Below are 15,292 nucleotides of genomic sequence, written 5' to 3'. Positions count from 1 at the left end.
TATGTCAGGTAAACTTTGTTAATTCCATCCACCACCTAAGGCTTGGTAAATTTTTACCATAGCATTAAGTTGCTGCTTTTTTGTTTCTATAAGCTCTAATTTTGCATCCAAGGCATCGCGTTGGGTCATCAATACTTCCAAATAATCTGCTCGGGTAGATTTGAACAAGTCATTAGAAATTTCGATAGACTGCGTTAGCGCTTGTACCTGTTTGGATTTTAAATCGTAACTTTTAGCCAAGTTGCTCATACTTGCTAACTGATTAGCTACTTCGATGTAGCCGTTTAAGATGCTACGTTCGTATTTATAAATAGCCTGAATTTGTTTGGCATTTGCCGATAAATAATTTGCTTTAATGGCGTTTCGGTTAATTAATGGCGCAGCTATATCGCCAGCTATTGAGTACAACAAAGATTCTGGTGTTTTGATTAAGTACGAAGGATTAAATGCTTGGAAACCTAAGTATGCAGAAATTCCGAAAGATGGATAAAATTGCGCTTTGGCTAATTTCAAGTCTAATTTTGCGGCCGTTAAATCAAGTTCAGCTTGTTTAATATCAGGTCGGTTGGCTAACAACTCCGAAGGAATTCCAGCTTTTAAATCAGTCTTTAAATCTGCATCAAAGGCATTTGCATTTCGGGCAATATGTTGCGGATAGCGACCCATCAAAAAGTTGACCTTGTTTTCTGTTTCAGTTATCCTTTGCAAAATTTCATACTCCAAACTTTTAGAACTTAAAATCTCTGCTTCGAATTTACGTACAGCTAATTCGGTAACTCGTGCTGCTTCTTTTTGTAGTTTTACTACCGCCAAGGCATTGCTTTGGAGCTCGATGTTTTTTCGAACCATTTGCAACTGATTATCTAAGGCAAGTAGTTCATAATAAGAATTTGAAATTTCTGCCACCAAGCTAGTTACTACAAAATTTTTACCCTCAACAGATGAAAGATATCTTGTATAAGCAGCTTTTTTGGCATTACGTAATTTATGCCAAATATCTACTTCCCAATTTGCGTAAAGACCAGTTAGGTAATCGGGTAGGGGTTCTGGCATTTCTTTTCCGGGTTTAATTTCTGTACTGGCATCTCCCGCACCCTGACTGGTGTATCTGCCTACTTTTTCTAAACCTGCTCCCACATTAACACCTACTCTTGGTAGTAATTCACCTTTTCTGGCTCGTACTTCGTTCTTAGCAATTTCAATTTCCTGTAATGTAATATTCAACTCCTGATTGTTTTGCAATGCTGTGTCAATTAAACTGATAAGATCTTGATCTTTAAAATAATCTTTCCATTTTAATTTAGCTACACTTGTTGTGTCTGGGCTCTGATTTGCATAATTATTTGGCGTGCTTTTGTTTTCGTTTTTCTCTACAAGAGCAGGGGTTTTGCAACTTGTATAGGTTAGGCTTAGCATTGCTAAGCCTAATATTTTATGATAGTTTTTATTAAACATTGCCTTCAATTTCTTCAGTTAGTGGGTATTCTTCTTCAATTTTAATTAATTTACGCTTGTTGGCTATAGTACCAAAAATGTAGTACAACCCCGGAATAATGATAACGCCGAAAATGGTGCCTATAAACATACCTCCGGCAGCAGCAGAACCTATAGTTCGGTTTCCAATTGCACCAGGTCCGGTGGCAAAAACCAATGGAATTAAACCGGCAATAAATGCAAATGAAGTCATTAAGATAGGTCGGAACCTAACTACAGCACCTTCCATAGCAGCAGCCAAAATATTTTTGCCTTCTGCGTGTTTTTGCGCTGCAAATTCTACAATTAGCACTGCATTTTTACCTAGCAAACCAATAAGCATCACCATTGATACCTGTGCATAAATGTTATTTTCTAAGCCAAATAACTTTAAAAACAAGAAGGCGCCAAATATCCCAGCAGGTAAAGAAATAATTACCGCTAGTGGTAAAATGAAACTTTCGTACTGTGCCGCAAGTACCAAATAAACAAAGCCTAAGCAAATTAGGAAGATATAAATGGCCTCGTTTCCTCTACTACTCTCGTCTTTAGAGATACCAGCCCAATCAATTCCATATCCGCGAGGTAATGTTTTTTTAGCTACTTCTTCTACTACTTTCAAAGCTTCTCCAGAACTGTAACCAGCAGCTGGTGAACCATTAATCTCTGCAGAATTATACAAGTTGTGTCGGGTTATTTCTGAAAGTCCATAAACTTTTTTCATTGTCATAAATGCAGAAAAAGGGACCATTTCTTCTCTGTCGTTTTTTACGTAAAGCTTCATTACATCTGCCGGTAAAGCCCTGTATTGTGGCAAAGCTTGTACAATTACCTTATACTGGCGGCCAAATTTGATGAAATTAGTTTCATAGTTACTACCTATTAGGTCTGATAAAGTTTCCAATGCCTTCTCTGGAGTTACACCTTTCTGTTGCGCTTTATCGTTATCGATGTTAAGCATGTATTGGGGGAAACTAGCACTGTAAAAAGTAAATACAGATTGCAATTCCGGTCTTTTGTTCAGCTCTTTTACAAAATCCTTGCTTACATTTTCCATTTCTACATAATCGTTCCTTCCAGATTTATCTAATAGGCGTAGCTCGAAACCACCAGCAGCTCCATAACCAGGCACAGCAGGCGGTTGGAAAAATTCAATCATCGCCCCTGGCATATCTTTAGATTTTTCTTCTAATTCTTTGATGATATCCTGAGCACTGTTTTTCCGATCTTTCCAGTCTTTTAGATTAATTAAGCAAGTACCAGAGTTGGCACCAGTACCTTCAGTTAAAACCTCATATCCCGCAAGGGCCGATACAGAATTTACACCTTCAATTTCCTCACAAATTTTTTCGAGTTTCTCTGAAATTTGGTTGGTACGCTCCAATGTAGAACCTGGAGGGGTTTGGATAATTGCGTAAATCATTCCTTGGTCTTCGTTCGGGATAAATCCCGATGGTACGGAACTACTTAAGAAATACGTGCCTAAACAGAAAATTGCTAATACACCAAAAATAGCTAATTTCCTCGCAATCACCTTATTCATCACTTTTTCGTATCTACCTGTAAGCTTAAAGAACCAAGCATTAAAAGCACCTAAACCCTTATCGATAAGTGATTTTTTTTGTTGATGATTTGGGGTGTGTTTTTTAAGCATAATGGCACACAATGCTGGTGTTAGGGTTAAAGCTACTATCCCAGATAAAATAATTGAAGTGGCCATTGTGATGGAGAATTGGCGATAAAATACGCCAACCGGACCAGACATAAAGGCTACTGGAATAAATACTGAAGCCATTAAAAAGGTAATGGCTACAATGGCACCGCCAATATCTGTGATAGCTAATTGGGTAGCTTTTAATACTGATAGGCGCTTATCTGCCTCCATTTTTGCATGCACAGCTTCAATAACCACAATGGCATCGTCTACTACAATACCAATAGCTAATACTAAAGCAAATAGTGTGATGAGGTTAAGTGTAATGCCAAAAAATTGCATGAAAACGAAAGAACCAATCAATGAAACTGGAACAGCAATGGCCGGAATTAAAGTTGAACGCCAATCGCCTAAGAAGATGAAAACCACCAAGCCAACCAAGATGAATGCTTCGATTAAGGTGTGTACTACTTTTTCTATCGAAGCATCTAGGAATTTAGAAACATCATAACTGATTTCGTAGTCCATACCTTTGGGAAAATTCTCTGCCTTGATTTCTTCTAATCGTTTTTTTACGTTTTCGATAACTTCTTGTGCATTGCTTCCATAAGATTGTTTTAAAACAATAGCTGCAGATGGTTTTCCGTTAATATGCGAGTATAAATCATACATAGCACTACCAAATTCTACATCGGCCACATCTTTTAACCTCAACAACTCGCCATTAGCGTTTGCTCTTAAAACGATATTACGGTAGCCATCTTCGTTGGTAAACCTACCGGGATATTTCAATACATATTCAAATGATTCGGAACGTTTACCTGAGCTTTCACCTGTTTTACCTGGCGAAGCTTCGAAACTTTGGTTGTTTAGTGCTTCCAAAACTTCATCAGATGAAATTTTATAAGCTAGCATCTTATCTGGTTTTAACCATATGCGCATGGCATATTCACGGTTACCTAAAATATCAGCAAAACCCACACCATCTACACGTTTTAGTTCGGGAATAACATTTATATCCGCATAGTTGAACAAGAAGTTTTCGTTCATGTGCGGATCTTTACTAAATAAGTTCACATACATGAGCATGTTGGGTTGCTGGCGACTAATTTTTATCCCTTCGCGAATAACTAAGGGTGGGAGTTTATTGGTTACTGCAGCCACCCGATTTTGTACATTTAATGTAGCTTGATCTGCATCAGTGCCTAAATTGAACACCATTTGGATAGAACATTCACCGTCGTTACCTGCATCTGAAGTCATGTATTTCATTCCAGGAATACCATTCAGGGCTCTTTCTAAAGGAATAATTACCGATTTAATGAGAAGTTCGTTGTTAGCTCCGGGATATTCGGCAACAATGTTTACCATGGGCGGCGAAATATTGGGCAATTGAGTTACAGGTAAGCCTACTAAGGCGAGTATGCCCACAAACACGATGATGAGTGATATCACGATTGATAACACTGGTCTTTTTATGAATTTACTAAACATGATTTTTTAAGGGAATTTTACCTATTCTGCTTTTAATTGTAATTGGCTCAACACTTGTTTCGGTTCCATAAAAGTGAACTTGATTTTTTCGTCTTCTTTTACTTTTTGCACACCATCTAACACAATTTTGTCTGAAGCTTGTAAACCACTGGCAACAATGTACAGGTCGGGCATTTCGCCTCCAATGGTAATCTCTTCCGATCTTGTTTTCCCATTTTTATCAATCACAAAAACGTATTTTTTATCCTGTAGTTCGTAAGTGGCTTTTTGAGGAATGATAAGTGCATTTTTTAAAGGAATATTCATTTGAACTTTTCCAGTTTCACCATTTCTAAGCAGCCGGTTTGGATTGGTGAATTTTGCCCTGAAAGCAATGTTTCCAGTTTCAGAGTCAAACTCGCCTTCAATAGTCTCTACTTTTCCCTTCTCATTTAATGTTTGGCCATTAGCCAAAATTAGACTAACCGAAGGATTATGGTCTGCCTTGGCTTGTTGAAAGTTAAGGTATTCGGGTTCTGAAACATTGAAATAGGCAAAAATTTGGCTATTGTCAGATAATGTTGTTAACAATTCACCTTCATCAATTAAACTTCCTAATTTTTTAGGTAAGCGATCTATGGTGCCTGCAAAAGGAGCTCTTATTTCTGTAAAAGATAAGTGCAGTTTTGCTAATGAAGCACTTGCTTTTGCTTGAGCCAATTTAGTTTTAGCCATGGCTAGCTCATTTTGAGCTACAACATTTTTATCAGCAAGTAATTTGGTATTTGCCAACTCAATTTCTGCAGCTTTAACTTCCGCTTCGGCTTTTAACACTTCCGCTTCGTACATTTTGGGCATAATTTTAAAAAGCAATTGACCGGCTTTTACAGTTTGGCCTTCATCAACGTAAATATGTTCTAAAAATCCTCTCTCTTGCGCTCTTAGCTCAATGTTGCGCACCGATCGTAGCTGCGATACATATTCTTTGTTAAAAGAGGTGTCTAATGTGAGCGGACTTGTTGCCGTAAAAATGGTTTCTTCTTCTTTTTGTTCGTGTTTATTGGTGCAGCTAGCAAATAGCACGGCGCATACGCTTGCGAGCATGATGATATGTTTCATTTTGAAATTTTATTTTTTTTTGGATGATTATAACAGGAGCAGATGTAATTGTAGACCTGTAATGTGTTGCCTTAACAACCTACTAGATAATGTGTTATACAAGAAAATCAATGACAGAAAACTTGAGGTTTACTATGTCATTCTGTAAAATGATTTTAATTTAAATGATCTAAAATTGTGTGCTACCTAAGGATTTTTGTTTAATAGAATAATTGATCAATACAGATGATTTATTTTCTGTGTTACAAAGCTAAGTTTCTAGATTTGTCGAAACTGTTGATGGTATCAAATTCTAAAAACTCTGATAAAGAGATACTTTAAACGGGAAGTGTAAGAGAAATGCTCACAATATGGAATTGAGAACTTTTTAACGATTTTTGAATTTTCTAAAAATAATGAATAACAAAAACCAGGAGTAACTTTAAGGCCGAAGATTGCTTTTTTAGAAAGATTCTCTTCATCATCTTTAGTTTCTTCAGAATAGCTAAACTCCGTTGAAAACGAACTTTTTCCAATATGTAAATTTGCGCTTTTTTGAAAAGGCTTTTGGTGTTGTTTAGCTTGGTGAGTATTTGAAGCAAAACCGCAATACCGAGAAATGCTAGAATCAGCAGCTTGGGCATCACTATTCCCTTTAATAAAAAGAAAAAGTAAACAAAATATAAAAAGATAAAGGCCCCTCATTGTTGCGTCAAAAGTAGAATAAGGTTTTAATTTTTTTAACACCTAATCAAAATTGTTTGTCTGTTTTTTGTCAGTTTTCTTCTGTGATGGAAATTAATCTATTGTTAATTTATACCCAAAAAAAATTGTAGCTACCCGTTAAATAGCTACAATTTTTTTTATAGTGATAATTTTAAAAGATATTAAGTTGTAAATAACTAACCCAACTTATCTAATTCCTCTTTTACAAAATTTGCTAACTCGTTTACGTAATCTGCACTAAAATCAAATTTAATTCCAGCTGTTTCATAAATTTCGTTCATCGGTTTTGTATACCCTAATGCTAACGCTGCCAAGTATTGTTCTACAGCTTTTTCAGGATTTTCTTTATAGTTTTTCCAAACAGCAATTGCTCCTAATTGCGCAATTGCATATTCGATATAGTAAAAAGGAACCTCAAACAAATGCAATTGCTTTTGCCAAAGGTTTCCAAATTGCTGTTCAAACTCGTTCCAATCGGCAAAGCCAGCTCCAAAACGTGTATAAATTTGTTTAAAAGCAGTTTCGCGATCTGCTGCATTATGATCTGGATTGGTGTAAATCCAATGCTGAAATTGATCTATCACAGCTACCCATGGTAAAGTTTTTAAAACGTCTGCAAGCTGCTCTTTTTTAGCTCTAATTAAGTCTTCTTCATTATCAAAATAAACATCCCATTTATCCATAGAAATTAATTCCATGCTCATAGATGCTAGTTCTGCAACTTCTGATGGGCAGTGTTTAAAATCATTTAACTCTAGGTTTGCAGTTAAAAAAGTATGGATGGCATGGCCACCTTCGTGCACCATTGTTGTTAAATCTCTTAATGAATTGGCCGAGTTCATAAAAATAAAAGGAGCTCCGGTCTCTGCCAAAGGATAATTGTAACCTCCAGGTGCCTTACCCATTCTACTTTCAACATCAAAAAGTCCATTTGCTTTCATAATAGCCAGCTTTTCTCCTAAGCTTGGGTCAATTGCATTAAAACAATCAATGCTTTTATCAATTAATTCTTGCCCGTTGTTAAATGGTTTTAAAGCAGGTTTGCCTGTTGTACTCACTTCCATATCCCAAGGTTTTAATTCATCTAAACCTAAGGCAGCCTTTCTTTTTTCGGCTTGCTCTCTTAAAACCGGAACAACTTCTTTTTCTATAGCTTCTGCAAATTTGTAACAATCTTTTGGCGTGTAATCAAATCGGCCTAATGCCTGAAACATATAATCACGATAGTTCTCGAAACCAGCGTTTAATGCAACCTGATGGCGCATTTTAACTAACTCATCAAATAATATATTTAATTCATCCTTATCTGCTAATCTGCGCTGTTGTACGGTTTCCCATGCATTTTGTCTAACTGATCTATCTGTATCCTTTAAAAAGTTAGATGCTTGTTCTAACGTATATTCCTGACCATTAATATTAACGCTCATTGCGCCAGTAATACCTTGATACTTTTGTTGAGTAACTTGTAGTTTGGTAAATAGCTCAATATTTTCTTCGCGATATAATTCTAATGCCTTTTTTACCGCTCTGATGTAAACAAAATATTTATCTTGATCTAACTCATCAATAAATGAACTATCATTTAGCTTTTTGTTTAATTCATTTGCCACCGGCGATATTTTGGGCTCAATTTCAGTAGCGAAATATTGAAAATCTTTTACCAATTCTTCGTTGGCAGTATTGCAACTCATTTTGATATATCTCCAAGCAAAGTTTTCTTCAAGTGCAGCTTCTAACTCACTTTTATCTTTTAACCATTGCTCTAATTCTTCCACATTGTTGATGTCTCTTTTTAACAATTCGTCAAAAATTGGAGTTAAATTTTCCCACTCCATTATAAGATCTTGAGGGATATATGTTCTTTGTTTTTTGCTTATAATTAAATTGTCCATAGTAGTTTTAATGTTGTAATGTTGAAACGTTTGAAAGTTCAAGACGTATATCCTGCCAATCTTAAAATCATTTTAATCCTGTTCTTAAAAAGGTGTCTATCAAAAAGCATGCAGCAAATATTACCGATGCATATCCATTTGTTGTGGCAAAAGCTCTGTCAACTTTGCTGATATCGGTAGGCTTTACCAATAAGTGCTGATAAATTAACATGGCACAGAAAAAAGCAATGCCGATATAATAAACCCAACTAAACTGAACAAAGAACAAAGGAAGTATAACGCACAACGCCGATAAAATATGCAATACAACCGAAAGCCTCAATGCATTTTTTATGCCTAACAATGCAGGGATTGAATGTAGCTTTTGTTCGCGATCAAAATTTTCATCTTGCAAGGCATAAATAATATCGAAACCACTCACCCAAAATAATACGGCAAATGAATAAAAAAGCGGCACGATATTGAAAACTCCAGTTACTGCAATGTATGCGCCTATAGGCGCCAAGGCCAAACCTAAACCTAAAACCAAATGGCATAATGCGGTAAAACGTTTGGTGTAGCTATAAAATAGCACCACAAAAAGTGCAATTGGCGAAAGATAAAAACAAAGAGGGTTAATAAAATAGGTAGCAATAACAAATAAAATGCAGTTAGCAATAACAAACGTTAAGGCTTCACTTGCAGAAATTTTTCCTGCCGGGATATCTCTAGTAACGGTTCTTGGATTTTTTGCATCAATATTTCGATCTAAATATCTATTAAATGCCATAGCAGCATTACGGGCAAAAACCATACAAAGTATAACGAGTAAAAAAAGCAACCAATTAAATGGATTTGTTGTGGTAGTAACCCCTAAAAAAAAACCAATTAGGGCAAAAGGGAGTGCAAAAATGGAGTGTGCAAATAAAACTAGCGAAAAATATTTCTTCATTTGTTGGGTGCTTTGGTTAACTGTAAATTGTTAACTGAAAACTACTTATTCTTTATTGCTTGCTGCGTAAAATTGAGGATCAATTTCTGGCTTAACAAAATCTTCATTTACTTCTTGTACAAATTGAAGTAACTTCTCTCTTCCTTGAGCTTTTTCTGCAGAAGTAACGAAAAACGGTGGAACCTCTTCGAACCACCCTAAAAGTGTTTTGTTAAATTTAGCTACATTTTGGTCCGTTTTTGGTGCCGATTGCTTATCAGCTTTGGTATAAACTAAGGCAAAAGGAATTTGGCATTCGCCCAACCACGAGCAGAATTCTAAATCTATCTTTTGAGGCTCAAGTCTGCTATCAATAAGTACAAAAACACATTGTAGGTTTTCTCTTTTAGTTAAGTAGTTTCTTATAAATTTCTCCCATTTCTCTCTGCTGCTCTTAGAAACTTTAGCATAACCATAACCGGGTAAATCTACGATATACCATTTTGCGTTAATTAAAAAATGATTTATTAGTTGTGTTTTGCCTGGTCTTTGAGATGTTTTAGCCAAACCTTGCACGTTAACCAACATGTTAATTAGAGATGATTTACCAACGTTAGAACGTCCAATAAATGCATATTCAGGCATATCTGGTAAAGGTAAAGCAGAAACTTTTGTGTTGCTTACAACAAATGTGGCAGATTTTATAATCATGCTGCAAAGGTAAGAAATTAACATTGTAATGTTTTAAGGTTTACAGCTAGAACAACTTATTGCAATATTCTGATGAACTAATTTATGATTTTGCCCTTTCAACTTTAAAACCTTGTAACATTAAACTATCTTTGACCAACAATTATGAACCCACAAGTTACACCTTACGCAAACGAAAATTCGAAAAAAGAGCAGGTAGCTACTATGTTCAACAACATATCTGGTACTTATGATTTTTTAAATCATTTCCTTTCTTTAGGTATTGATATCATTTGGCGCCGCAAAGCGATAAAAGAATTAAAGTCGATTAAGCCTAGGTTAATTTTAGATGTGGCTACAGGAACTGGCGATTTTGCTTTCGAATCGATAGATATTCTGCAACCTGATAAAATTGTTGGCGTAGATATTTCTGCTGGAATGCTAGAAGTGGCCAGGAAAAAAATAAACGACAGAAATTTAAGTCACGTTTTTTCGGTTCAATTAGGCGATTCAGAAGGTCTAAATTTCGAAGACAATACTTTTGATGCGATTACTGTAGCTTTCGGGGTAAGAAATTACGAAAATTTAGAGAAGGGATTGGCAGATATGCTTCGTGTTTTGAAACCTGAGGGCAAAATTGTAATTTTAGAATTTTCTAAACCAAGATCCTTCCCTATTAAACAGAGTTATAATTTGTATAATAAATACATCACACCATTTTTTGGAAAACTATTTTCTAAAGATGGTAGAGCATATTCTTACTTACCTGAGTCGGTTGCTGCTTTTCCTGATGGTAAAGATTTTACAGCAGTTATGGATAAAGTTGGATACAAAAATACCAAACACAGACCTTTAACGTTTGGTATAAGTGCCATATATACAGGGGTTAAATGATCAAAAGAATAACGCTTTTTTTTAGCTTTTTTTTACTTAGCATCAGCATTGCTACGGCTCAAAATTGGGGAGGTGGTATTGATGACGAACAGTTTAACTGGGGTTTTAGCTTTCAGTACATTGTATCAGAATATAAACTAACCAAAACAAAAAATTGGAGAGCGCCTTATTTTGATGTTGATCAAAACGCTTACGTAACCGACTCGCTTAAATCATTATCATCCCCAACATCAGCAGGTTTTGGAATTGGTTTTGTGGTTAATAGTAAGCTCACCCCTAATGTTGATGTTCGCTTTACGCCAACCCTTGTTTTTAATGATAGGTTATTGAATTACGAATATGTTGATAATTTGGTTAATAACCCTGGTGTGCCATTAGTACAACGTAAAGTACAGGCTACCATGATTGATTTTCCTGTGGGTTTAAAGCTAAAATCTGATAGGTTATTAAATTTTAGAGCTTACATGTTAGGTGGTTTAAAATATTCGATGGATTTAGCATCGGGCAAAAAAACCAATGATGATGCAGCCGCACCCATTGATAAACTGGTTAAAAACAAAAGAAATTTTCTTTCCTACGAAGCCGGCATTGGTTTCGATATCTATTTCGAGTATTTTAAAATGTCTCCTGAGCTTAAAGTATCTTATTCTTTTAAAGATATTTTACAGCATACCAATAACCCTTATACAGATCCAATAGAAAAGGCAAAGCTTAGACATTTTACCTTTAGCTTATTTTTTGAGTAAACTAAGCCATTCAAATTTCTTACCTTTGGGCTTAATTTTATCAATCCATGGTTAAAATTGCTTTAATTACAGGCGCAACTTCAGGTATCGGCGAAGCATGCGCACATCTTTTTGCACAGCAAGGTTATCATCTCATCCTTTTAGGTAGAAGAGAACATTTATTAGAAAAAATTGCTCATCACTTGGTAGATAAGTATACTATCGAAGTAAAAAAAATCCAAGCAGATGTAACTGATAAAGAAAACATCAACTATGTTTTAGAAACTTTACCAGCTAACTGGAAAAATATTGATGTTTTGATTAATAATGCAGGTTTAAGCCAGGGTTTAGATCCAATTGACAAAGGTGATACCGATGATTGGGACAGAATGATTGATACAAACATTAAAGGCTTGTTGTATGTTTCGAAAGTTATTTCAAGTTGGATGGTTGCTGCAAAAAAAGGCCATATTGTAAACATAGGTTCTATTGCCGGTAAAGAAGTTTATGCAAACGGCAACGTTTACTGTGCTACAAAGCACGCAGTTGATGCGCTAAATAAAGCAATGAGAATAGATTTATTGCCACACGGAATAAAGGTTACAGGTATACATCCTGGAGCAGTAGAAACTGAATTTTCTATTGTTCGTTTTAAAGGTGATGAAGGTAGAGCGAAAAAAGTATATGATGGTTTTGATCCGTTAGTAGCGCAAGATATTGCTGAGGCGATTTGGTTTGTGGTTAGTAGGCCTGCACATGTGAACATTAACGATATGCTAATTATGCCAACAGCCCAAGCTAATGGCTCATTAATAAAAAGAGACTAAATAAGTTTAGAGTTTTCAGTTTTGTCAATTTTCAACTTTACAACATTTTAATATTACATTTCAATATGATTTCAACAACTATAGATCAAGAAATAAAACAAGCAATGCTTGCAAAAGATCAGGCTAAATTACGAGGTTTAAGAGCTATAAAAGCTGCAATTCTTTTGGCAAAAACAGAAAAAGGGCATGCTGAAGAACTTGATCAGGATGCAGAAATTAAAATTTTGCAAAAATTGGTAAAACAACGTAAGGAGTCGGCAACTATTTACAAAGATCAAGGTAGAGATGATTTGTTTCAAGTAGAACAGGAAGAAATTGACGTGATTAGTCAGTTTTTACCAAAGCAATTAGACCAAGCAGAAATTGAAGCTGTTGTAGTAAGAATTATTGCAGAAACAGGAGCCACATCAGTAAAAGAAATGGGCAAGGTTATGGGAGCTGCTAATAAAGAATTAGCCGGCAAAGCCGATGGCAAATTGATTGGTGAGATTGTTAAAGCTAAACTAGGTTAAAAACTATATTAGCTTGTTTTCTAAAAAATATTAATTATAATTACCTTAATTAGTTTTACACTATTAACTTAGTAGGATTACCAAACAGCTTAAATTTTATATGAAATACGAAGTAATTGAAGAAGAGGGTTTTAAGTATATAGAAGCGGGTACAGGAGAGCCACTAGTATTACTTCATGGCCTTATGGGCGAGTTAAGCAATTGGGAACCAGCCTTAGATCATTTTAAACAAAATTATCGTGTAATAGTGCCAATATTGCCTATTTACGAGCTTCCTTTGCTAACTTTAGGTGTTAAAAGCTTATCAAAATACGTACTTAGATTTTTAAAGTTTAAAAAATTAAGTCAGGTTGTTTTAATTGGTAACTCATTAGGTGGTCATGTGGGTTTGGTGTTTACGGCTGCGCATCAACAATTCGTTAAAGCTTTAGTCTTAACAGGCAGTTCTGGTTTATATGAAAACGCGTTTGGTGGTTCATTTCCAAGAAGGGAAAGTTATGATTATGTACGTGAGAAAGTGGAGTTTACTTTTTATGATCCGGCAACGGCTACCAAAGAATTGGTTGATGAAGTATTTAAATCTATCAATGATCGCTCTCGAGTTATAAGAATTTTGGCTTTAGCTAAATCTGCAATTCGCCATAATATGGCTAAAGAATTGCCTAAAATAACTATACCGGTTTCATTAATTTGGGGCCGACAAGATAAAATTACCCCTCCAGAGGTTGCAGTAGAGTTTCATGAATTATTACCTAACTCAGAATTGAATTGGGTTGATGAATGTGGACATGCTCCAATGATGGAAAAACCAGAAGTATTTAACCAATATTTAGATAAATTTTTAAATAGAATTTTATTGAAATAATGATTGCTGAAGAACTCATATCTAATGTAATACCACCCCTAAAAACTTCTGATACCGTGCAGAAGGCTTTGGAAAGGATGAGTGAGTTCAAACTTTACCATTTACCAATTGTAAATGAAAGCCAATTTTTGGGTTTGGTATCTGAAGAAGAATTAATTGAGGTTAGAGATCAGCAATTACCAATAGGCAGCTTGTCATTAACGCTATTAAATCCTTTTGTTTTTAAAGAAGCCCATATTTACGATGTGATAAGGTTATTTAATCAACTTCAGTTGTCTTTAGTGCCTGTTTTAGATGTAAATAAGAATTATTTAGGTGTGGTTTCTATCAACAACCTTTTGTCGTACACTGCAGAAACATATGCAGTTAAAGAGTTTGGAGGGATCATTGTTTTAGAAATTAACAATAGAAATAATTCTTTGGCTCATATGGCGCAAATTGTTGAGGCAGATAATGCTCAAATTCTATCATCATATGTAAGTTCATTTCCAAATTCAACGAGGTTAGAAATTACACTTAAAATCAATAAAACAGAATTGTCTGGTATAATTGCATCCTTCGAAAGGTATAATTATGAAGTTAAGGCTGTTTTTAACAATACGCAAAACGACGATGGTTCTACAGATCGATTTAACTCTTTCATGAACTATTTAAACGTATAAAATCCCTAATGAAAATAGCAGTTTACGGAAGAGAATTTAATGATAGTGTCTTACCTTTTGTTCAACAGGTTTTCAAGGCTTTATCATTATATAAAATTGAAGTTGTAGTTTACACCAAATTTTATAATTTCTTAAAAAATAAAGTAACATTACCTGTAAATATTTCAACTTTTTCTGGCCATAAAGAATTGTTAGCCAAAGGCGATGTTTTGCTGAGTTTAGGTGGCGATGGTACTTTATTAGATACTTTATCTTTAGTAAGAGATTCTCAAATTCCAGTAATCGGGATTAATTTCGGCAGATTAGGTTTTCTGGCAAGTATCAATAAAAATGAAATCGACACTGCCATTAATGCGTTGGTAAATGGCGAATACACTTTAGATAAGAGAGGAATATTAAATTTAGAATCTCAAAATAATCTTTTTGGTGACGAGAATTTCGCTTTAAATGACATCACTATACATAGAAGAGATAATTCTGCAATGATGATTATTCATGCCTACATGAATGGCGAATTTGTAAACTCTTATTGGGCCGATGGATTAATTATTGCAACACCAACAGGATCTACCGCTTACTCTTTAAGTTGTGGCGGTCCGATTATATTGCCAAATGCGCAAAATTTCGTTATAACTCCAATTGCCCCTCATAACTTAAATGTTAGACCAATCATCGTCCCCGATGATGTAGAACTAACTTTTGAAATTGAAGCTAGAAGCACAAAGTTCTTAGTCTCTTGCGATTCGAGAACCGAAACTGTAGACAGATCTGTTAAAATAACCATTAACAAAGCCAAGTTTAATGTAAATCTAATACGTTTAAATAATGAAACTTATTTAACTACGTTAAGGAATAAATTACTTTGGGGCATAGACACCCGTAACTACTAAA

At 35.1% G+C, this 15,292-nt stretch carries 14 protein-coding genes; 7 read left to right on the top strand and 7 right to left on the bottom strand.

Going from position 1 to position 15,292, the window contains the following annotated elements; genetic code table 11:
* Positions 1 to 18 precede the first annotated feature (18 nt).
* The 7 genes from AC07XU_RS00320 to yihA all read right to left on the bottom strand — a co-directional run bounded on the left by AC07XU_RS00320 (position 19) and on the right by yihA (position 9,937).
* A complete protein-coding gene (locus AC07XU_RS00320; RefSeq protein WP_494941639.1) occupies positions 19 to 1,455 on the bottom strand; it encodes a TolC family protein in 1,437 nt (478 codons plus the stop codon).
* Entirely contained in the window at positions 1,448 to 4,621 is a 3,174-nt protein-coding gene (locus tag AC07XU_RS00315) for an efflux RND transporter permease subunit (RefSeq protein WP_494941638.1), read from the bottom strand. The genes AC07XU_RS00320 and AC07XU_RS00315 overlap by 8 nt, the downstream gene beginning before the upstream one ends.
* 21 nt (positions 4,622 to 4,642) lie before the next feature.
* Positions 4,643 to 5,719: an efflux RND transporter periplasmic adaptor subunit gene (locus tag AC07XU_RS00310; RefSeq protein ID WP_494941637.1), complete on the bottom strand. Its 1,077-nt coding sequence runs from the start codon at positions 5,717 to 5,719 to the stop codon at positions 4,643 to 4,645.
* Between the two features lie 285 nt (positions 5,720 to 6,004).
* On the bottom strand, positions 6,005 to 6,445 hold the full coding sequence (locus AC07XU_RS00305; protein WP_494941636.1) for a hypothetical protein: 441 nt from the start codon (positions 6,443 to 6,445) through the stop codon (positions 6,005 to 6,007).
* A gap of 155 nt (positions 6,446 to 6,600) precedes the next feature.
* Complete coding sequence (locus AC07XU_RS00300; protein WP_494941635.1) at positions 6,601 to 8,316, bottom strand: M3 family oligoendopeptidase; 1,716 nt, start codon at positions 8,314 to 8,316, stop codon at positions 6,601 to 6,603.
* A 67-nt stretch (positions 8,317 to 8,383) separates the two neighbouring features.
* Positions 8,384 to 9,247, bottom strand: a complete 864-nt coding sequence (locus AC07XU_RS00295) for a UbiA-like polyprenyltransferase (protein ID WP_494941634.1) — start codon at positions 9,245 to 9,247, stop codon at positions 8,384 to 8,386.
* 45 nt (positions 9,248 to 9,292) lie between these two features.
* Positions 9,293 to 9,937, bottom strand: a complete 645-nt coding sequence (gene yihA, locus AC07XU_RS00290) for a ribosome biogenesis GTP-binding protein YihA/YsxC (protein WP_494941633.1) — start codon at positions 9,935 to 9,937, stop codon at positions 9,293 to 9,295.
* 144 nt (positions 9,938 to 10,081) lie between these two features.
* On the opposite strand from yihA, the gene ubiE reads away from it, so the two are divergent.
* The 7 genes from ubiE (at position 10,082) to AC07XU_RS00255 (ending at position 15,291) form a co-directional block, all read left to right on the top strand.
* A complete protein-coding gene (ubiE, locus tag AC07XU_RS00285) occupies positions 10,082 to 10,810 on the top strand; it encodes a bifunctional demethylmenaquinone methyltransferase/2-methoxy-6-polyprenyl-1,4-benzoquinol methylase UbiE (protein ID WP_494941632.1) in 729 nt (242 codons plus the stop codon).
* The gene (porT, locus tag AC07XU_RS00280) at positions 10,807 to 11,556 is read left to right on the top strand and encodes a type IX secretion/gliding motility protein PorT/SprT (protein ID WP_494941631.1); all 750 of its coding nucleotides are present in this window, start codon (positions 10,807 to 10,809) and stop codon (positions 11,554 to 11,556) included. The genes ubiE and porT overlap by 4 nt, the downstream gene beginning before the upstream one ends.
* Positions 11,557 to 11,603: 47 nt before the next feature.
* A complete protein-coding gene (locus AC07XU_RS00275) occupies positions 11,604 to 12,362 on the top strand; it encodes an SDR family NAD(P)-dependent oxidoreductase (protein WP_494941630.1) in 759 nt (252 codons plus the stop codon).
* A gap of 65 nt (positions 12,363 to 12,427) precedes the next feature.
* Positions 12,428 to 12,874, top strand: coding sequence for a GatB/YqeY domain-containing protein (locus tag AC07XU_RS00270; protein ID WP_494941629.1), 447 nt, complete (start codon positions 12,428 to 12,430; stop codon positions 12,872 to 12,874).
* 100 nt (positions 12,875 to 12,974) lie between these two features.
* On the top strand, positions 12,975 to 13,739 hold the full coding sequence (locus tag AC07XU_RS00265; protein ID WP_494941628.1) for an alpha/beta fold hydrolase: 765 nt from the start codon (positions 12,975 to 12,977) through the stop codon (positions 13,737 to 13,739).
* Positions 13,739 to 14,401, top strand: coding sequence for a CBS domain-containing protein (locus tag AC07XU_RS00260; protein WP_494941627.1), 663 nt, complete (start codon positions 13,739 to 13,741; stop codon positions 14,399 to 14,401). Before AC07XU_RS00265 ends, AC07XU_RS00260 begins: the two co-directional genes overlap by 1 nt.
* Positions 14,402 to 14,409: 8 nt before the next feature.
* On the top strand, positions 14,410 to 15,291 hold the full coding sequence (locus AC07XU_RS00255) for an NAD kinase (protein ID WP_494941626.1): 882 nt from the start codon (positions 14,410 to 14,412) through the stop codon (positions 15,289 to 15,291).
* The last annotated feature ends 1 nt before the right edge of the window (position 15,292 follow it).

The organism is Pedobacter sp. GW456-11-11-14-TSB4, from assembly GCF_059424425.1.
The sequence above is the reverse complement of the archived record's forward strand: the minus strand, read 5'-3'. Positions and strand labels throughout refer to the sequence as shown.